This is a genomic window from Sphingomonas sp. NIC1 (assembly GCF_001638925.1).
GTDB lineage: Bacteria > Pseudomonadota > Alphaproteobacteria > Sphingomonadales > Sphingomonadaceae > Sphingomonas > Sphingomonas aquatilis.
Genome location: NZ_CP015523.1, coordinates 31011 through 49107 on the forward strand (window position 1 = coordinate 31011; position 18097 = coordinate 49107).

The window sequence follows — 18097 nt, forward strand, 5'->3', positions numbered from 1 at the left end:
TATTGGAGAAGCGGCATGGCGAGCGCCCCCGCCAAACAGGCGACGATCTACCGGATGGTGATGCCGGAACATACCTGCCCTTTCGGGCTGAAGGCGAAGGATCTTCTGCGCCGGGAAGGCTATGCGGTCGATGACCATTGGCTGATGACGCGGGAAGAAACCGACGCTTTCAAGGCGAAGCACGGCGTCAAGACGACCCCGCAGATCTTTATCGCCGGGGAGCGGGTCGGCGGCTATGACGATCTGCGCCGCTTCTTCGGCAAGATGGTCCGCGACCCCAAGGCCGTCACCTATCGCCCGGTGATTGCCGTGTTCGCGATGACGGCGCTGATGGCGCTCGCCGCCAGCTATGCGGTACTCGGCACGCCCTTCACGGTGCGGGCGGGTGAATGGTTCATCGCGTTCTCGATGTGCGCTCTGGCGATGCTCAAGCTCCAGAACGTCGAGAGCTTCTCGAGCATGTTCCTCAACTACGATCTGCTCGCGAAGCGCTGGGTGCCCTATTCCTATGTCTATCCCTACGCGGAAGGAGCGGCGGGCGTCCTGATGGCAGCCGGCGCGTTGACCTGGCTGTCGGTGCCCGTCGCGCTCGTTATCGGTACGATCGGCGCGGTGTCGGTGTTCAAGGCCGTCTACATCGACAAGCGTGAGCTGAAATGCGCGTGCGTGGGCGGGGACAGCAACGTGCCGCTCGGCTTCATCTCGCTCACCGAAAACCTGATGATGGTCGCGATGGCGCTGTGGATGATCGCTGCGCCGCCCGTGCTGGCGATGGCGCACTGACGCGAAGGTCGGCACGCGTCGTCAATGCGGGCTGATCGCCGTAACTTCTGCCGTCATACCCTTCGCCTTGGCGGTGAATGCGACCCGCTGCCCCGACCGCAGTCCCTTGAGCAGGGTCGGGGGGGATGCCCGGAAGGTCATCGTCATTGCGGGCCAGCCGATCGTCGGGATCGGGCCGTGCTTGATGGTTACGGTTCCACCTTTCGCGTCGACGGCAGTGATCGTCCCCGATCCGCTGCCGGATTTTACAGCCGATGCAGCCGGCCTGCTGCCTTGAGCAAGAGCGCTCGCTGCGATCGGCGTGACTAGTAGCATGAATGCGGCGCGCATGGAGAAAGTGGCTTTCATCAGATCTTCCTTTCGGGGCGGGTTGAAGCTCGCCGCCGCAAGAGCAAGTAGGCGGCTGGCAGGATGAACATGGAGAGGAAAGGGGCGGTCAGCATTCCACCGATCATCGGCGCGGCGATCCGGCTCATCACCTCCGATCCGGCGCCATGCCCGATCAGCACGGGGAACAGCCCGGCGACGATGACAGCGACGGTCATCGCCTTGGGACGTACCCGCAACAGCGCGCCCTCCCTGATCGCTTCCGATACTTGCTCGCCCGACGGTGACGGCCCGCGCTCGGCCAATGCGTGTTTCAGGTAGATCAGCATGACGACGCCGAACTCCGCCGACACGCCGGCGAGCGCGATGAACCCGACACCTGTGGCGACCGATTGCGCATAGCCGAGCAGCCATAATGTCCAGATGCCGCCGGTCAGCGCGAAGGGCAGTGTGCCCATGATAAGCGCCGCCTCGTCGAGGCGACCGAAGGTAAGGTAGAGGAGAAGGAAGATGATCGCGAGTGTCGCCGGCACGACGAGCATCAACCGAGCCTCGGCACGCTGCAGATACTCGAATTGTCCGGAATAGGCGATCGAGACGCCGGGGCTGAGCCGAACATCTTTGCCAACAGCACGGCGCAGATCGGCGACCGTGGAGGCCAGGTCGCGCCCGCGCACGTCGACATAGACCCATGTCGAGATTCGACCATTTTCCGTCTTGAGCATCGGTGGACCTTCCGCGATCGACACGGATGCGACGGTGCCGAGTGTGATCTGCTGACCCGATGCGGTGACGATTGGGAGAGTTCGCAGTCCCTCCAGACTGTCACGCAGCTCGCGGGGGTAGCGGACGCTGATCGGGTAGCGGGCAAGGCCCTCCACCGTCTGGCCGATCGTCTCGCCGCCGATCGCGCCGGACACAATCTCCTGCACATCGGCGATGTTGAGACCGTAGCGCCCCGCGGTCACCCGATCGATATCGACATCGACATAGCGGCCTCCGGTCAACCGTTCTGCCAATGCCGAGCTGACGCCCGGCACGGTCCTGGCGACACGTTCGATGCTGCCGGCGATGCGGTCCAGCTCGGAGAGGTTGGACCCCGACACTTTCACCCCGATGGGACTCTTGATGCCGGTCGCGAGCATATCGATCCGATTGCGGATCGGAGGCACCCATACGTTCGTGAGGCCGGGCACGCGCACTGTGCGGTCCAGCTCCTCCACCAGCTTTGCCGGCGTCATCCCCGCGCGCCATTGATCGCGCGGCTTGAATTGGATGGTCGTCTCGAACATCTCGAGCGGTGCCGGGTCGGTCGCGGTCTCGGCGCGCCCGGCTTTGCCGAACACGGTTTTGACCTCGGGAACGGTTTTTATCAGCCGGTCTGTGCGCTGGAGCAGGGCCGAGGCGCTCGCGGCCGAAAGGCCGGGAAGCGCGGACGGCATGTAGAGCAGATCGCCCTCATCCATCGTCGGGATGAACTCGCCACCCAATCGGGTCAGCGGCCATGCCGTCGTCGCCAGTACCAGGGCGGCGATGCCGATCGCCGCCCAAGGCCGCGCCAACACGCGGTCGAGCGCCGGGCGATAGGCACGGGTGAGCACGCGGTTGATAATGTTGTCGTTCTCGGCCGGAATGCGTCCCCGGATCAGCCATCCCATCAGGACCGGCACGAGCGTTACCGACAGGATCGCCGCTGCCGCCATCGCATAGCTCTTGGTGAAGGCGAGCGGGGCGAACAGCCGTCCCTCCTGCGCTTCGAGCGTGAACACCGGCACGAACGACAGCGTGATGATGACGAGGCTGAAGAACAGCGCCGGCCCGACCTCGGCCGCGGCCTCGGTGATGACGCGCCAGCGTTCCTCGCCCGCCAGCGCCACGCCCGGATGGTCGTGTTCCCATCGCTCGATCCGCTTGTGCGCGTTCTCGATCATCACGATCGCGGCATCGACCATCGCGCCGATCGCGATGGCGATACCGCCCAAAGACATGATGTTGGCGTTCACCCCCTGCACACGCATGACGAGCAAGGCCGCGAGCACCCCCAGAGGCAAGGTGACGATCGCGACCAGCGCAGACCGGACATGCCACAGAAACAACCCGCAGATGATCGCGACGACGACGAACTCCTCGATCAGCTTGCCCGTCAAATTCTCCACCGCGCGGTCGATCAATTGCGAGCGGTCATAGGTGGTGACGATCTCGACGCCGGGGGAAGGCTCGCTTTCAGTTCCGCGAGCTTGGCCTTGACGGCTTCGATCGTCTGCCGTGCATTCTTGCCCTGACGCAGGATGACGACTCCGCCCGCGACCTCGCCTTCGCCGTTCAGCTCGGCGATGCCGCGGCGCATCTCGGGGCCGATCTGGATCGACGCGACGTCGCCCAAGGTAACGGGGACGCCGGCACCGGCGACCTTGAGCGGGATCGCGCGGAAATCGTCGACGGTGCGCAAGTAACCTGACGCGCGCACCATATATTCGGCTTCGCCCAGCTCGAGGACGGACCCGCCGGCCTCCTGATTGGCGCGGCGAATGGCATCGACGGCCTGAGTGTGCGTGACACCGAATGCGGCGAGCCGCGTCGGGTCGAGCAGCACCTGATATTGCTTCACCATTCCGCCGATGCTCGCCACCTCCGCAACGCCGGGCAGCGTTTTCAGTTCATAACGTAGGAACCAGTCCTGCAAGGATCGGAGCTGCGACAGGTCACGGCGGCCGGTGCGGTCCAACAGCGTGTATTCATAGACCCAGCCGACCCCCGTCGCATCAGGACCCAGCGCGGCCTGCGCGCCTTGGGGAAGCCGTCCCTGCACCTGGCTCAGATACTCCAGCACGCGTGAGCGCGCCCAATAGAGGTCGGTCCCATCCTCGAAGAGGACATAGACGTAGCTGTCGCCGAAGAACGAATAGCCGCGCACGGTTTTCGCGCCAGGCACGGACAGCATCGTCGTGGTGAGCGGATACGTCACCTGGTTCTCGACGATCTGCGGGGCTTGGCCCGGCCAGCTCGTGCGGATGATGACCTGCGTGTCGGACAGGTCGGGGAGCGCATCGACGGGGTGGCACGCATTGCGAACACCCCGGCCATGGCGAGCGCGATGGCCGCCAGGACGACGAGGAAGCGGTTCGCGACCGACCAGCGGATGATCGCGGCAATCATCGCCCAGCCTCGCGCGTCATGCGGCGCAGCGTTGGACCATCGGCGGGTTGATCAAAGCCGAACCGCACCCGCTCACCCTTGCGATACCCACGCACCAACGCGGGATCGGCGACGCGGAACGTCATTGTCATGGCCGGCCAGCCGATCGCCGGAACGGGCTGATGGGACAGGGTGACGGAACTGCGATCGATCGCCTCGATGCTGCCGACCGTCTCGTAGATCGACGCGGTGGGTTTCACGGCCGGCTTTGTTGCGGGTGACGCTTCGACACCAATCGGACGCGCATCGAGGCCAGCGAGGCTCGCTTCGGAGTCGATCAGGAACTGGCCCGACGCCACAACCTTCTCACCCTCGGTCAGGCCGGCGACTATCTCGGTTTTGCCGCCGCCTTCTGCGCCAGTGCGAACCTCGGCGGGTCGAAAGCGTCCACCCGGCCCTGCCAACATGACGAGTGTGCGCCGGCCGGTCCGGATCACGGCCTCACTCGGAACAAGGAGTGCATCGCGGCTCCCCTGGTCGAGCGCCACGCTGGCGAACATACCGGGGCGCAACCGGCCGGCACGGTTGGGGAGCTCGACGCGGATTGTGAGCGTGCGGCTCGCTGCCTCGGCCTGGGGCAGGATCGCAGCGATGCGGCCCCTGAAGCTTTCGCCCGGGAAAGCCGCCAGCGTGGCGATGACGGGCGTGCCGATCCGCAGGTTTCCTGCGAGGGCCTCAGGGACAGCCGCGTTCAGCCACACGGTGGCGAGGCCGTTCACCTCCGCCAGTGTCTGTCCTTGCGCGACCGTCATCCCCTGTCGGACGCCGAGCGTCTTGATGACGCCCCCCACGGGCGTGCTGATCGTCGTCACACCTTGCGGTCGGCCGCGCCACTCCGCCGATGCAATCGATCCGGCGGGCATCCCGAGAAGCAACAGGCGCTCTCGTGCCGCCCGCGTGAGCCCGGCATCCCCGGTGCGGCGCACGGCGAGATACTCCGCCTGCGCGCCCGCCCATTCGGGCACAAGGATATCGGCGAGCGGGGCGCCTGCCGGCACGACATCGCCTGGCGCGCGCGCATAGACGCGCTGAACGAAGCCGCCGCTGCGTGCCTGCACGACCGCAACGTTGCGGTCATTGAACTCGATGCTGCCGGTTGCCGAGGCCGAGTTTGACAACGATCCGCGTTCGACCGTGACGATCCGCGCGCCGAGCCGCTGGAGGCTGGCCGGATCGATCGCTACGCCCGGTGCGGCGCTACCGCCTGCGCCCTCGTCGGCATAGCGGGGATCAGTTTCATCCCCATCGACGAGAGACCCGGGCCGTCGTGCCGCTCCCCCGGGATCATCGGATCATACCAGTAGAGGATCTTCTTCTGCGGGGCTGGGGATGCCGTTTGATCGGCAGCCGAGGACGTGCCAAGTTTCGCGAGCCCGAAGCCCACGCCCCCTGCGACCAGCACCAGCGCGCTTACCGCGGTGACAAGGCGGGCGCGGGTAATGGTAGTGTCGCTCATCGATCGGCGCTCCCGAAGGTAATGGTGAGGCGGACAGAGTCTGCGGCGACGAGCGCCTCACGGTCGAGCACGGTCAGCTCGGCGTCGGCGAGCGCGGTCTTGGCTTCGATGGCATCCGCAAGACTCGCGCGACCGGCAGAGTAGCTCGCTATCTCCAGATCGGCTCGCTTCCGAGCGAGCGGAAGGAGCACGTCGCGCGCGCGCTGCCATTGGCTGTGATGCATTTGGTGGTCCGCCAGCGCGGCCTCCAGATCGGCTGCCAATGTGCGCCGGGTTTCTTCGCGCGCGGCCTCGGCCTGCGCCTGTGCGGATTTGCGGGCTTCGATGCGCGGGTTCTGACGCGATCGAGCGAACAGCGGCAGGCTCATCGAAACTCCCGCCGACACCATGTCGCCATACCGGGGGTCACGGCGTTGATAAGCTACCTCTACCCCCCAATCGGGTCGCTTCTCCGCTCGCGCCGCATCCACGTCGGCCTGGGCGCGCTGAATACCGGCCTCGGCGAGAACCATGTCGGAGTGAAGGCTGAGCGCGTCCCGCAGCCGCGCCGGAGCCAGATCGATCGCGGGCATATCGCCGGCAATCTCGGGCGCCGATACGCCGGTCCAGCGAGCCAGCATCGCGCGGGCGCGCGCAACGGCGGCCATCAACTCGTCGCGGCGGTCGTCGAGTGCCGCGATCTCCTGATCGGTCGTCAGTGTCTGACCAGGGCGGACCGAACCGGTCGTCACGGCGGCCCGCGCAGCGGAAGGGAGAGATCGAAGAAATAGCAGAACGGTGTCGAGGGCAGCTAGTCGACGCTCGGCATAAGCAAGGTCGATCCATGCCTGCCCCGCTCCCAATCGCACCTCCCGGAGCTTGGTCGCTTGCGATGCTTCTGCCGTTGCGATCACGGCGCGTGCCTGCGCTTGCGCGGCATGACGCTTGGCAAGGTTGGGTAGGTCCTGTTGGAAACCGACACGCCCCATCGTCATGTCGTCTCTGGATAGGGAGAAGGCGGGTGGCCCAGAGACAGGATAATTCTCGATTCCGATCGACACACGGGGGTCCGGAAGGCTTCCCGCCGCACGTGCATCGGCTTGGGCGGCGCTGACCCCCGCGCGACCGGCAACCGCTCCCGGGGCGTTGGCAACCGCATCGCGCAGCGCTTGGTCATAGGTAAGTGTCTGCGCGTGCGCGGCGCTCGTCGTGAGCGCGGCGACCGCGAGCATCATGGATGCGCGCATCCCTCTAGTCCCTTCATGTCATAATGATGGCCGGGCTCCAAATGGTTGATCGGAGCCCGGCACCTGTTCAGGCTCGCCAGCTTAAGTTGACTGGCCGCCCTTCATTGACATGCAGGCGTCGCGACCGCGTTCCATCATCGGGCACACGCAGGCGCTCGACTGGGGAACGTCCGTAACCCATACGCGACGTGGGGCTTGAAGCGGCGCCCGCGGGCCCGGCTGGTAATTGGAACGCCACTCCCAATGACCATTGCTTTTATTTTCAGATGTGGCCGCCGTCGCTGCCGACGCGGCGAGGCTAGCGGCAAATACCGCCAAGATGAACGTTTTCATGTCACTTTCCAATTTGATCGAGATTTAAAATCGGCAGAGCCGCAACCGGCGAACGGCTGCAGCCTGACACGGTTTGACTCGATCAAACGGTAGGCGGTTCGGGCTCGGGAGCGACCTTGAGGCCGGCAAGTGCCCGGCTGGCAGGCCAGATAACGATTTGAGATGCGATCGAGCGCTTCAGCACTCTTGCCGGCTCCTCAAACGTCATGGGAACAACGCATCCCATTTGGGCGATACACGCCAGCGTCAGTCCTTTGCATGGGTGTTCCGATGACGGATCCGGGGTCGCCATACCCGCGCAATCCATGCGGGATGGGGTGACATGGCTCATCGCCATCTTGGGTGAGAGCGATGGGCCGGCCGCATACGCAATTCCTTGGCCCAAAAGGCCAAGCAACGCTCCAACAAGAAGCAAGAGAGAAAGACGAGCTTTCAACACCCGGATACTATCCCAATTGTCAACGCCGAGGTCAATACGGGTGGTTTGCCGGGTGCCGTAGTGCCGGCATGAAGCGCCGGGGAAGATTTGCCGCTCACAAGACAACCTGTCGTTTAGGCGCCGTGGCTAGCAAAGACACGCCGGCCAGCGGCACCGAACGCAATGACGTCATAGGGCTGGGTTCTCATGCCGGGCACCTCCATGCCCGGTGAGCCCATCGGCATTCCGGCCACGGCCAAGCCGCGCACGCCTTTAGGATGCTGGGCCAGCGCGCGCTTCATGTCCGCGATCGGGACATGTCCCTCAAACGCCATGCCGTCGATGATCGCGGTATGGCAGGACGCGAGGTCAGCGGGCAGGCCGATCTTACGCTGCAGCACCTCACGGCGATCATCGTCGATGATCTGGACCTTGCGGCCGAACTGCTGACGCACCTGCGCCGCCCATTTCTCGCAACAGCCGCAACCCGGATCGCGGTGCATGGCGATGTCGGCCGCGGCCGATGCGACCGCTGGGATGGTCATTAGCAAGGCGGCGACGGCGCCACGAACACCATTCTTCATCATCAGCTCCTAAAAGGAAATCCCCGCCCTGCCGGGGGTAGGGGATCGACAGGGCGGGCAGCGCTCCCTTATTGCGGGCGCTTGCCGTGCTTGCTGAGCCACGCCTGCAGCTCGGCAATATCCTTTTCCTGTTTCGTGATCGTCATCTGCGCCATGCGCTTGGTCTCGGCGTCGCGCGCGTCACGCACCGCAACGCGCGACATGGCGATGGCGCCTCGGTGATGCTCGATCATCTTGCGCGTCCACATTTCGGCCGCGTCGCCCTGCTTGGCCGCCATCATCTTCTGATGCATGTCCATCTCGGCCTGGCCGTAGGGATTGCCGGCCATCATGCCCGCCATGTCGTCGTGGTTCATGCCGGCCATCTGACCGTGGTTCATGCCCTGCATTCCGCCGCTCTGCTGCGCGAGGGCGGGCGTGGCGAGCAGCGCCAAAGCTGCGAATGTTGGTGCAAAGCGCATTATTGATCTCCCTGGGTTCTAAGACTTCTACGCGTGCGAGGCGGCTATCCCTCACCCGGGGTGCTAGAACGCGCGAGAAATTGTCAGGAAACAGGACTTTATTTCCGAGGGCTACGCTCCTGAGCCGCGTATATTATGCCTCGATCACGATGTTGCGACGCCGCGTTTTGGGCCATCGCATGTAGAGAAGCACTGCCCCCCTAACCAAAGCGCAAGCCCACCGATCGCGAAGGCGAGCAGCCAGGGCGTGTTGAAGTTCTCGTGATTCGTCCAATCCATGATGTGAAGGCCCCAGAAGAAGTCGTAGAGCCGCCAAGTGCCGGTTCGGACAGCCGAGATCCGACCGGTGTCGGCCGCGACAAAGACGCGGGTGGAATCGAGGTCGGCGAACGCGACGCGCCAGGCGGGGAGCGTGCCGCGATATTCGGGGCTGGCGCGCTCGATCCGCTCTACCTTCGCCGCTGGTCGAGCACCGCCACGCCATGCCAAACGCGCGATCTCCTCGGCCTCACGAGCCGTTGGTGCTGGCAGCGCTTGGCCCGTCGCGGCGTCGAACAGGCGCGTTCCCTTGGCTGTCGCGACCTCGGCGACCGGGCGGCCAAGCCACATGCGATAGGTGATGGCCTCGATGGGCGCATCTGCTGCGCCTACGATCGCCGATGGTGGGGCGAACGTGCTGCCGCGGGGAAGGGGCGCCGCGGCTTTGCGGTCAACGAGGTGATCGCCATGCACCCGATCGATCGGCAGGAAGCTCATCAGGGCGCCGCTTGCGAACCATAGCAGGAGCTGCGCGCCGATGATGATCGCGAGCCATTTGTGCGTGCGGCTCGCGAGTAGATGCAGCCTCAGTTTCGCGCTTTTCAGAACCACTCCTCCCTCAACCTCGTCGCCGGGGTCACTTCATACCCGGCATGTCCTTCATCATCTCGTCGTGATCGGCCGGGGCGCTCGCGACCAGTGCCTTATACTGTTCGGGCGTCATGCCGGGGAGCTTGCGGACGAACGCGACCATATTCCAAATTAGGGGTCGGGATGCGTCTTGCCCCATGCCGGCATGGCGCTGAGCTTCACCCCGTGCTTGATGATCCAGAATTGCTGGGCGGGGGTGAGATCTTGAGCGCGCGCGAGTTCCGGCGCCTGTGGATAGAGGCCCTGGCTCATCTCGGATTTCTCGACGCCGGGGCCGAGATGGCAACCGGAACACATTTCTCCGTAAAGGCCCGCGCCGACTGACACGCGCTGCGCCGATGCCAGATCGGCCGGGGGTGTTATGCCGCGCGCGCGTGCCTCAATCGACCGATCGCGCAGGCGTTCGAGCATTGAATAGACCGCCGGCGTGTGCGGTTCGTCGGCCGCGATGTTATACACGCCAAGGTAGATAAACGCGGCTGCGCCCAGCGCCAGGACGATCGCCAGGGCGCCTACGAACGGCAGGCTCGGGAAGTGCTGCCTTATCGAGCGCCTGCCGTCTTGAGCCATCTGTTCCTCCATCGATCAGAACCAGACACGAACGCCGGCGACGATGCTCTTGGACGTTGCACGATCCCCATCGGCGCGCGCGTAGCGGGCGGTGTCGCCGAAGCGGCGATCCCATGACACGCCGACATAGGGGGCGAACTCGCGCCGGATCTCATAACGCAGCCGCAATCCAAGCTCGGCGTTGGATAGGCCCGATCCGATCCGGTTTTCCGGCACGTCCTGCGCAGCGAAATTGAGCTCGGCGCGCGGTTGCAGGATCAGCCGCTGGGTGATGCGCTGGTCGTAATAGCCCTCAAGCCGCCCTAGCAGGTCGCCCTTGTTGGACAGGAATACCGCGCCCTCTAGCTCGAAGAAGCCCGGTGCCAGCCCCTCCAGCCCGACGGTCGCATAGGTGCGTTTCGGGGACGGCCCCAAATCCTGGCGGACACCCGCTTGTAGATTGAAATAAGGGCCAATGGTCCGGCTATAGAGCGCCTGCACCTCGGCGCTCTCGATGCCCTCGCGGAAGGCTCCCTCGCCCTCAGACTTGATGAAGAGGCGGTTGATGTCACCCCCGAACCACGCCTCGCCATCCCAGCGATAGCCGTCACGACCGTTGCGGAATTGATACTCAGCGAGGTTCAATAGCACCTGGCTGAAGTTTTGACCGCCGTGATGCTGCTGAAGGTGATGGCGACCCATCGCCATCGCGTCCGCGCCGTAAACGCTGTCGGCCGCATGGTCGGTCGGCAGGGGCGGGGCGGGGGCGTTTCCTGCGGGAAGCGCGGTGCCAGTCTGCTGCACCCCATCGGCCGCCATGCCTGGCATTCCGGCCATTCCCGACATGCCCTGCATGTCGTGGCCGCTGTGCTGGTCGGCTGGCATGGTCATCCCCGGCATCGCCGAATGGTCCATGCCCTGCATCGGCCGCTGGGAGCCCTGAGGGACCGTTTGGCCGTTTCCGGGCATCTGCATCCCCGGCATGGCTTCCATGCCCTGCTGTGAGCCCTGCGGAGCCGCATGGTCCATGCCGGGCATAGACGAGTGATCCATGCCCGGCATGGTCCCGTGATCCATACCATTCATGCCGGCCGTTGGCGCGGCGCGGCGTTTCGTCGTCGAAGCTGATGGTCGCCTCGCAGGAGCTGACCTAGTCTTGGCCGGCTTGCCTTTGGCCGTGGGCTTCACCACCGGCTTCTTTTTCGCAGGCATCGGCATGGTCATGCCCGGCATTGCCGAATGATCCATGCCCTGCATCGACTGAGCGGCGACAGGACCGGCGATGCCGAGCATGGTGGTGGCGGCGAGCGCCGCGGTCAGCCGGTTCATGCCGCCTCTCCCGCGAACGGGCGAACGGTGACGACGCGCATCATGCCTGCGGTCATGTGGTAGAGATTGTGACAGTGGAACGCCCAATCGCCGGGTGCATCGGCGGTCAGATCAAAGGTCATCTTGCCTCCAGGCGGCACGTTGACGGTGTGCTTGCGCGGCGCATGATTGCCGTGCCCCGTCACCAGCTCGAAGAAATGGCCGTGGAGATGGATGGGGTGCGGCATCATCGTATCGTTGACCAACGTCACCCGCGCCCGCTCGCCTTTGCGGAACGGGATGGGGTCGGCGGGATCGCTCAGCTTCTGCCCGTCGAAGCCCCACATGTAGCGCTCCATGTTACCGGTCAGATGGATCTCGAACTGACGCGACGGCGCGCGCACGTCGGGGTTGGGCGCGAGCGAAACGAGGTCGCGATAGGTGAGGACGCGGTGATCCAGGCCCTCCAGACCCTGGGGCGGTTCACCGCTACGGTCCTTCGGCATCGGGGAGATGGTCTGCACGCCCGGCCCCATCTTCACGCCCGGCGCATTCTTCGGGTCGCGCATGTTCATGTTCATGCCGCCACCCGACCCGTGGTCCATCCCGGCCATGCCGCCAGCCTGGCCCGATCCGCCCGACATGGCACTATGGTCCATGCCGGCCATGCCAGCACCGCCCGCTGCCATTTGGCTATGGTCCATCCCGGGCATTACAGCGCCGCCCATCTGGCTGTGGTCCATGCCCGACATGCCGGACATGCCCGCCATCGCTGCGCCTGCCGCGACCGTCCCGTGATCGGTCGGCCCCTTCCAGCCCGTCAGCTTCCAAAGATTGCGCGAGGCGTTCTGCATCAAGGTGGGGTCCGGCCCGCGCGTGGCGACCGGGCTCTCGTCCTTCATGCCGGACATGCCCTGCATCCCGCCCATGCTCCCCATGTCCATGCCCATATCGGTCATGGTCAGCAGCGTGCGCGGACGAAGCGGCGGGACCGGGGCGACCATCCCCTCACGCGGGGCGAGCGTCGCCCGGCCCATGCCGGAGCGATCGATAGCCTCGGAGACGAAGCTGTAGGCCCGGTCCTCGGGCGTCACGATCACGTCGAACGTCTCGGCAACGCCGATCTGGAACTCGTCGATCTTCACCGGACGGACATTCTGCCCATCGGCCTGCACGACGGTCATCGGCAGGTCGGGGATGCGGACGTTGAAGTTGGTCTGCGCCGCGGCGTTGATGATCCGCAAGCGGACCCGCTCGCCCGGCTTGAACAGCCCCGTCCAGTTGTCATACGGCCCGTAGCCGTTGACCAGGAAGGTATAGGTCGAGCCGGTGACGTCGGCGATGTCGGCGGGGTCCATTCGCATCTTTCCCCACTCGATCCGGTCCTTGAGCGGCATTTCCCGACCCGCGAGCAAGCCCGCGAGGGTCGGCCGCTGATAGTTGAAATAGGCGCCGCCCATCTGCTTCAGCTTCCGGAAAATCTGCTCGCCGGTCATCTGGCTGTGGTCGGACAGCACGATCACATGCTCGCGGTCGAACGCGATCGGATCGGCACCGGCCGGGTCGATCACGATCGGCCCGTAAAGTCCGCCCTGCTCCTGCTCGCCGGAATGGCTGTGATACCAGTAGGTGCCCGACTGGATGATCGGGAACTCGTAGATGAAGGTCGAGCGCGCCTTGATGCCGGGGAAGCTGATGCCGGGCACGCCGTCCATCGCGAACGGCACGAGCAGCCCATGCCAGTGGATCGAACTGTCCTCGTCGAGATTGTTGGTGACGGAGAGGCGGACCTTTTGCCCCTCCTTCAAGCGAATGAGAGGGCCGGCACCGTGCCGTTGACGCCGATTGCGGGCGTCGACTTGCCGTCGACGGGAAGTCTGAAACTGTCGATCGTCAGCGCGATGTCAGTGCCCGAGACGGTCGGCAGCGGTTTGACGATCCCGCCCGAGACAGGCTGCGCCCACGCGGGCATATAGGCGGTCAGCGCCATGCCACCGCCAGCAAGGGCGGCGCCGCGAAGCATCTGGCGGCGATCGATAGTGCGGCTCATACGGTCCTCAAGGCTCTCGAACGGGAGTGTCCCTCTAGCCTTGATACGCAGCTCAGGGCGCTATCCCTCAGCGCCCGCCCAATCGCTCCAGCAACTTCGATCGCGCGCGATAGAGGCGGGTTTCTACCGCCTTTTCGCTGATCGACAACACTGCCGCGGTTTCAGCCTGGCTCAACCCCTCGATCGTGCGCAGCACCAAGGATTCCTTCAATGCGGTCGGCAAGCCCGCAATGGCGCGCGTCACGCGGTCGAGTTCCTGTCGGTCGCCCGTCGCGTCATCGATCGCCACCTGGTCGTCTGCAATGGCTTCGGCTTCCGCGCCGATCGGTGCGGCGAACGCCAGAAAGCGCCGCACGGTGCGCTTGCGCCCCCAATCGCGGCACTTGTTGATCGCGATCGTCGATAGCCACGCGCGCATCGATCGATCGCCGTCGTAGCGGGGCAGGGCCTGATGCGCCGCGACGAAGGTCTCCTGCAGAAGGTCCAGCGCCTCGTCGGCCTCGCCGACGCACGCGCGCACCATGCGGAAGATTGACTGCCGATGGCGGCGCATGATCTCGGCGAAGGCGGCTTCGCGCCCGGCGATGCTGAGGGTCGCCAGCTCGCCGTCCGTAAGCGTGGTCCAGTCGAGGCTCACGCGCCGAACCTCAACGTGCGTCGTCGGTGAGCGCCTTCACCACGGCCTGATCGAACTGGCCGGTCTGATTGGGCCGCAAGAGCTGGCGCATGGCGAAGATGTGCGCCAGCGTCGCTTTCTGGAGCTCGCCCATGACGGCGTGGCTCTGGTCGACCGCTGCGGCGACGCGCGGCCCGTTGCCATGCTCGGCCTCGATCGCTTCAGCGAGCCGGGCATTGTTCGCCCGCAATTCCAGCTCGAATGCGCGCCGCTGCACGGCGAAACGCTGCTCCAGCACTTCAAGTCGCGCTTCCTGGTTGGCGTCCAGCGCCAGCTTATGATGCAGCACGTCGTGCAGCTCCGAGCCGGGCTGGGCACGTGGCGGAAGTAGCGCCCGCCCCACGAACACACCGATGATCGCGGCGATGAAGCACGCGACAATGCCAAGCAGAAGGCGGATGCGGCCGCTCATTGCACGCCGACGAGCAGCGTGGAGGGCGCGAGCGGCGACACCGGCCCCAAGGGCGATAGCGAAGCCGCGCTGGCTTCCTTCGCGGGCACACCGGCACCGAAGATGCCCATGACGAGCGCCGCAGCGATCGTCATTGCCCCAACGCCTAAGCCGGCGCGCGCCGCTGGACGTGCGGCGACCCGCGCCAGCACGCGATCTTCCATGCCATCAAGGCTCGCGGGCACGGGTGCTTGCGCCAGCCTCATCAATACTGCGTCGAGGTCCATGTCGTTCACTCCACCCCTCTAGCATGGATTACGCAAGCGACGCGCCCATCCCTCAAATCCATCCGTGAGGGGTGGTCGATCGGGGCGCGTAATGAAGGACAGGAACCCTCCTGTCGAAAGGCCCCCTATGCGCCGCCTATCCGTTCTGACTGCTGCTGCCGCTCTCGTCATGTTCGCCGGAACGGCGAACGCCCATCCTAAGCTGGTGTCGGCATCGCCGGCCGCCAATGCGACGGTCGCGAAGCCCGCTCGTATCGAACTTCATTTCAGCGAGAAGCTGATGCCAGCCTTCTCCAAGGCCGATCTCACGATGGCAGCGATGCCCGGCATGGCAGCCATGAAGATGGCCAGCGCCTCCGCGCTCTCGTCCGATGGCCGGACCCTCGTCATCACCCCGAAATCGCCGCTCCCATCGGGTCGGTATAGCGTCGCGTGGAATGTCGTCTCGACCGACACCCACAAGGTCGCAGGAACCTACGTCTTCGCGGTGAAGTGAGGCGATGGGGACTGGTCGCTTATCGGCGTCCGCTTCGCGCTCTACGTGACGCTGGCTGCGCTGTTCGGCCTTGCCGCATTCAGCCTTTATGGGCTGCGGGCGCGCGAGCGCGGCGACGCGCTCGCGCTGCGTCCCTGGTTCATCGCCAGCGCTGGCCTGAGCCTGTTGTTTTCAGGCGCCTGGGTCGTGCTGATGGCCTCCTCAATGGCCGGAACGCCGGCCTGGCCGATCGACCGTGAAGCAGTCGGCGCGCTGCTCACCGGCTCTGCGATCGGAGCAGCATGGAAGCTGCGCATGGTCATGGTGGCCCTCGCGGCGCTGGCAGCGCTGGTCGCGGGCGGGCGCGGCATCTGGCTGAGCATCGTCGCGCTCTGCTCGGCCGTGGCACTCGCAACGCTGGCGTGGACCGGACACGGCGCGATGGACGAAGCCGTGATGGGCTGGGTCCACCTCATCGTCGACATTCTCCATCTGATCGCCTCGGGCGCTTGGGTTGGCGCACTACTGGGGCTGCTCCTGCTCGTCTCCCGACCCGCGGCGCGCGTAGACGCGGCGCATCTGGGGCTGACGCACCGCGCGCTGCACGGGTTCGGCGCGATCGGGACGGTTGTGGTCGGCACGATCCTCGTCACCGGCCTGGTCAACGGCTGGATGCTGGTCGGGATCGGCAACCTCGCCACGCTTCCTGCGACGCTCTATGGTCAGCTCCTGATCGCAAAGCTGGCGCTGTTCGTCGCCATGCTAGGGCTCGCCTCGCTCAACCGCTTCCGGCTCACGCCGGCATTCGAGCGGTCGATCGCAGCGGACGATCACAAGGGCGCCCTCGGCGCGCTGCGGACAAGTCTGGCGATCGAAACCGCCTGTGTCATCGCGGTTCTCGGGCTGATCGCCTGGCTCGGGACGCTCGCGCCGCCTGCATCGGCGATGTGATGCGCGGCCGGGGAGCCCTCGCGGTCCCCGGCCGTTCACGGGCCGCGCCTGATGGATCAGTCGATCCTGCTCGACGAGACGGGAGGATGCTGGCCGTGGCCGGCCTGATCTGCGTGGTGCTGCTCGTGCCGATGATGATCGTCGGGCTGATAATCAGCATCATCCAGGCGGCGACGTCGATTAGCGAACAGACGCTGAGCTTCGTGCCTAAGCTGATCGCGCTAGGCGTATGTTTGGTGATTTTCGGGAGCGCAGCGACCGAGCTCCTGACCAAGTTCACGGCCGAGCTGTTCGCTGTGATCGCGAGCATGGGCCGTTGATATGCAGATAGCTGCGCGGGCGGGCGACCGCCCGCGCAAGCCCCGCTATGCCGCCATCCGATCGCAGGAATCGGCGCACTTCCGGCACGCTGCCACGCAATCCTCCATGCCGCCCAGGGCCTCGCAGCTCGCTGCGCAAGCCCGGCAGATCTCGGCACACTCGCGGCAGATATGCTGATGGTGGGCGGACTTGCGCGCCATGAAGTCGATCGCAACCGCGCAAATTTGCGCGCAGTCGGCCATGATCTTCATATGCTCGGGCGCGGCGTGCTGGCCGCCCATTTCGAGGCAATGGTTCATCGCCATGTGAAGACAGGTCACATGGCATTCGTGGCAGGCGTCCATGCACGCCTTCATGCCGGGGTCGATCTGGTGCATCGCATTATCTCCGTATGAGCCCCCGCCTGTTCCTAGATACGCGCGCCGCGCGATCACCCCTTGCCGCGATCTCCGTCGTTCGCGGCAAGTTACATGGCCCACCGACCGAACAGCGTCGCAACGATGATGCCCGCGCCAAGCATGATGAGCGTCAACACTGTCATCGCGGCGATCTGAGGTCCGGTCACGCGCGCGCCGGCCGCCATGCCGCTCATCCCTGCCATTGCGTCGTGTCCCATGTCCGGCATCGGCGTGGCCGATTGCCGGTCCGCGCCGACTTCGTGTCCGCCATGCCCCAGCGCGCGCACCGTGCCCATGCCGTGCTTCAAGCGCACGCCAACCAGCCAAAGGTTGATCGGATAGGCGACTGCGAACCCGACGAGTGTCGCCAGCGACATGACGCCCCAAAAGCGGAGCGAGCTGGCGTGCATCGCGGCCATGTCGCGGCTCATCAACACCACCATCGTCGGGATCATGCCGGCCATGACGGCATTCATCGACAGCCATTCGGGGATGAACGACATGCGAAGCGCGCCCCAATAGGAACCGCCCGCCATGTCGCGCATGAAAAGCGCCTGGAAAATCAGCAGTCCGAACGCGAAGCCGAACACATATTCCGCGATCACGTCCTGCCACATCGGCAGGCCGAGCGCCGTGGTGATCGCGGCTGCGGCGATGACGCCGGTTGCATCGCCCGCCATGCAATGGATGGCCGAGCCGAACGCCTGCTTCCAGAGCGGTCGAACGAAATCCTCGTGCCGCTCGTTCGCCGGCTCCTGGCAGGACAGGACATAGGCCGCGGCCATGATCGGGCCACCATAGAGCGTGACCAACAGCCACCCCCATTTCATCACGCGCAGCTCGGGGTTGCGGGTGAAGGCATCCCACGCGACGTAAGCGACCGAAAGGGCGGTCAGCACGAACCACCCGATCAGCACGGCGTCGAGCCAGGGGCCGGGGATGGCATCGTCACGGCAGCACTCCTCTACATGCTAGAGGATACGCGGCTCTCCGGATCAT

15 protein-coding genes and 4 pseudogenes are annotated in these 18097 nt (G+C 65.3%); 4 read left to right on the top strand and 15 right to left on the bottom strand.

The genetic code is table 11. The features are described from left to right. Nucleotides 1–15: 15 nt before the first annotated feature. Nucleotides 16–783, top strand: coding sequence for a glutaredoxin family protein (locus tag A7E77_RS16415; protein WP_017980773.1), 768 nt, complete (start codon nt 16–18; stop codon nt 781–783). 21 nt (nt 784–804) lie between these two features. On the opposite strand, the gene A7E77_RS16420 is transcribed toward A7E77_RS16415, so the two are convergent. The 13 genes and pseudogenes from A7E77_RS16420 to A7E77_RS16480 form a co-directional block, all read right to left on the bottom strand. Next, a complete protein-coding gene (locus A7E77_RS16420) occupies nt 805–1131 on the bottom strand; it encodes a copper-binding protein (protein WP_017980774.1) in 327 nt (108 codons plus the stop codon). Beyond that, nucleotides 1131–4266, bottom strand: a pseudogene (locus A7E77_RS16425) (efflux RND transporter permease subunit). The gene A7E77_RS16420 and the pseudogene A7E77_RS16425 overlap by 1 nt, the downstream one beginning before the upstream one ends. Continuing rightward, nucleotides 4263–5761: pseudogene (locus A7E77_RS16430) on the bottom strand (efflux RND transporter periplasmic adaptor subunit). The pseudogenes A7E77_RS16425 and A7E77_RS16430 overlap by 4 nt, the downstream one beginning before the upstream one ends. Continuing rightward, a complete protein-coding gene (locus tag A7E77_RS16435) occupies nt 5758–6975 on the bottom strand; it encodes a TolC family protein (protein ID WP_018251210.1) in 1218 nt (405 codons plus the stop codon). The pseudogene A7E77_RS16430 and the gene A7E77_RS16435 overlap by 4 nt, the downstream one beginning before the upstream one ends. A gap of 897 nt (nt 6976–7872) precedes the next feature. After that, complete coding sequence (locus tag A7E77_RS16440) at nt 7873–8325, bottom strand: DUF411 domain-containing protein (RefSeq protein ID WP_017980778.1); 453 nt, start codon at nt 8323–8325, stop codon at nt 7873–7875. A gap of 65 nt (nt 8326–8390) precedes the next feature. Continuing rightward, the gene (locus A7E77_RS16445) at nt 8391–8756 is read right to left on the bottom strand and encodes a DUF305 domain-containing protein (protein ID WP_018251211.1); all 366 of its coding nucleotides are present in this window, start codon (nt 8754–8756) and stop codon (nt 8391–8393) included. Nucleotides 8757–8927: 171 nt separating this feature from the next. Next, a complete protein-coding gene (locus A7E77_RS16450; RefSeq protein WP_226341937.1) occupies nt 8928–9653 on the bottom strand; it encodes a PepSY domain-containing protein in 726 nt (241 codons plus the stop codon). A 25-nt stretch (nt 9654–9678) separates the two neighbouring features. Next, nucleotides 9679–10274, bottom strand: a pseudogene (locus tag A7E77_RS16455) (c-type cytochrome). Nucleotides 10275–10277: 3 nt separating this feature from the next. Then, the gene (locus A7E77_RS16460; protein ID WP_063690232.1) at nt 10278–11570 is read right to left on the bottom strand and encodes a copper resistance protein B; all 1293 of its coding nucleotides are present in this window, start codon (nt 11568–11570) and stop codon (nt 10278–10280) included. Beyond that, nucleotides 11567–13599 (bottom strand): annotated as a pseudogene (locus A7E77_RS16465) (copper resistance system multicopper oxidase). The gene A7E77_RS16460 and the pseudogene A7E77_RS16465 overlap by 4 nt, the downstream one beginning before the upstream one ends. Nucleotides 13600–13666: 67 nt before the next feature. Then, nucleotides 13667–14236 (bottom strand): RNA polymerase sigma factor, encoded by a 570-nt coding sequence (locus A7E77_RS16470; protein WP_017980785.1) that lies wholly within the window; start codon nt 14234–14236, stop codon nt 13667–13669. Nucleotides 14237–14246: 10 nt separating this feature from the next. Next, on the bottom strand, nt 14247–14687 hold the full coding sequence (locus A7E77_RS16475; RefSeq protein WP_017980786.1) for a periplasmic heavy metal sensor: 441 nt from the start codon (nt 14685–14687) through the stop codon (nt 14247–14249). Beyond that, a complete protein-coding gene (locus tag A7E77_RS16480) occupies nt 14684–14953 on the bottom strand; it encodes a hypothetical protein (RefSeq protein WP_020486670.1) in 270 nt (89 codons plus the stop codon). The genes A7E77_RS16475 and A7E77_RS16480 overlap by 4 nt, the downstream gene beginning before the upstream one ends. A gap of 127 nt (nt 14954–15080) precedes the next feature. Between A7E77_RS16480 and copC the strand changes: the two genes are divergently transcribed. The 3 genes from copC to A7E77_RS16495 all read left to right on the top strand — a co-directional run bounded on the left by copC (nt 15081) and on the right by A7E77_RS16495 (nt 16699). Further along, entirely contained in the window at nt 15081–15449 is a 369-nt protein-coding gene (gene copC, locus A7E77_RS16485; RefSeq protein ID WP_020486671.1) for a copper homeostasis periplasmic binding protein CopC, read from the top strand. A gap of 45 nt (nt 15450–15494) precedes the next feature. After that, on the top strand, nt 15495–16379 hold the full coding sequence (copD, locus tag A7E77_RS16490) for a copper homeostasis membrane protein CopD (RefSeq protein WP_231292101.1): 885 nt from the start codon (nt 15495–15497) through the stop codon (nt 16377–16379). An 86-nt stretch (nt 16380–16465) separates the two neighbouring features. After that, nucleotides 16466–16699 carry a flagellar biosynthetic protein FliQ gene (locus A7E77_RS16495; RefSeq protein ID WP_063690238.1) on the top strand — a complete coding sequence of 78 codons (234 nt, stop codon included), beginning with the start codon at nt 16466–16468 and terminating at the stop codon, nt 16697–16699. Between the two features lie 45 nt (nt 16700–16744). Here the strand turns inward: A7E77_RS16495 and A7E77_RS16500 are convergent, their stop codons facing one another. Continuing rightward, on the bottom strand, nt 16745–17077 hold the full coding sequence (locus tag A7E77_RS16500; protein ID WP_017980791.1) for a four-helix bundle copper-binding protein: 333 nt from the start codon (nt 17075–17077) through the stop codon (nt 16745–16747). 89 nt (nt 17078–17166) lie between these two features. Then, entirely contained in the window at nt 17167–17997 is an 831-nt protein-coding gene (locus A7E77_RS16505; protein ID WP_226341938.1) for a DUF4396 domain-containing protein, read from the bottom strand. Between the last annotated feature and the right edge of the window lie 100 nt (nt 17998–18097).

What these genes read in the sequence shown, in the direction of transcription:
- A7E77_RS16435 (WP_018251210.1), bottom strand. Translation starts at nt 6,975, where the DNA reads ATGATGCTCGCGGTCGCCGCGCTCACGACGAGCGCCGCGCACGCGCAG.
- A7E77_RS16480 (WP_020486670.1), bottom strand. Translation starts at nt 14,953, where the DNA reads ATGGACCTCGACGCAGTATTGATGAGGCTGGCGCAAGCACCCGTGCCC.
- A7E77_RS16475 (WP_017980786.1), bottom strand. Translation starts at nt 14,687, where the DNA reads ATGAGCGGCCGCATCCGCCTTCTGCTTGGCATTGTCGCGTGCTTCATC.
- A7E77_RS16440 (WP_017980778.1), bottom strand. Translation starts at nt 8,325, where the DNA reads ATGATGAAGAATGGTGTTCGTGGCGCCGTCGCCGCCTTGCTAATGACC.
- A7E77_RS16415 (WP_017980773.1), top strand. Translation starts at nt 16, where the DNA reads ATGGCGAGCGCCCCCGCCAAACAGGCGACGATCTACCGGATGGTGATG.
- copC (WP_020486671.1), top strand. Translation starts at nt 15,081, where the DNA reads ATGCGCCGCCTATCCGTTCTGACTGCTGCTGCCGCTCTCGTCATGTTC.
- A7E77_RS16495 (WP_063690238.1), top strand. Translation starts at nt 16,466, where the DNA reads ATGCTGGCCGTGGCCGGCCTGATCTGCGTGGTGCTGCTCGTGCCGATG.
- A7E77_RS16500 (WP_017980791.1), bottom strand. Translation starts at nt 17,077, where the DNA reads ATGCACCAGATCGACCCCGGCATGAAGGCGTGCATGGACGCCTGCCAC.
- A7E77_RS16460 (WP_063690232.1), bottom strand. Translation starts at nt 11,570, where the DNA reads ATGAACCGGCTGACCGCGGCGCTCGCCGCCACCACCATGCTCGGCATC.
- A7E77_RS16420 (WP_017980774.1), bottom strand. Translation starts at nt 1,131, where the DNA reads ATGAAAGCCACTTTCTCCATGCGCGCCGCATTCATGCTACTAGTCACG.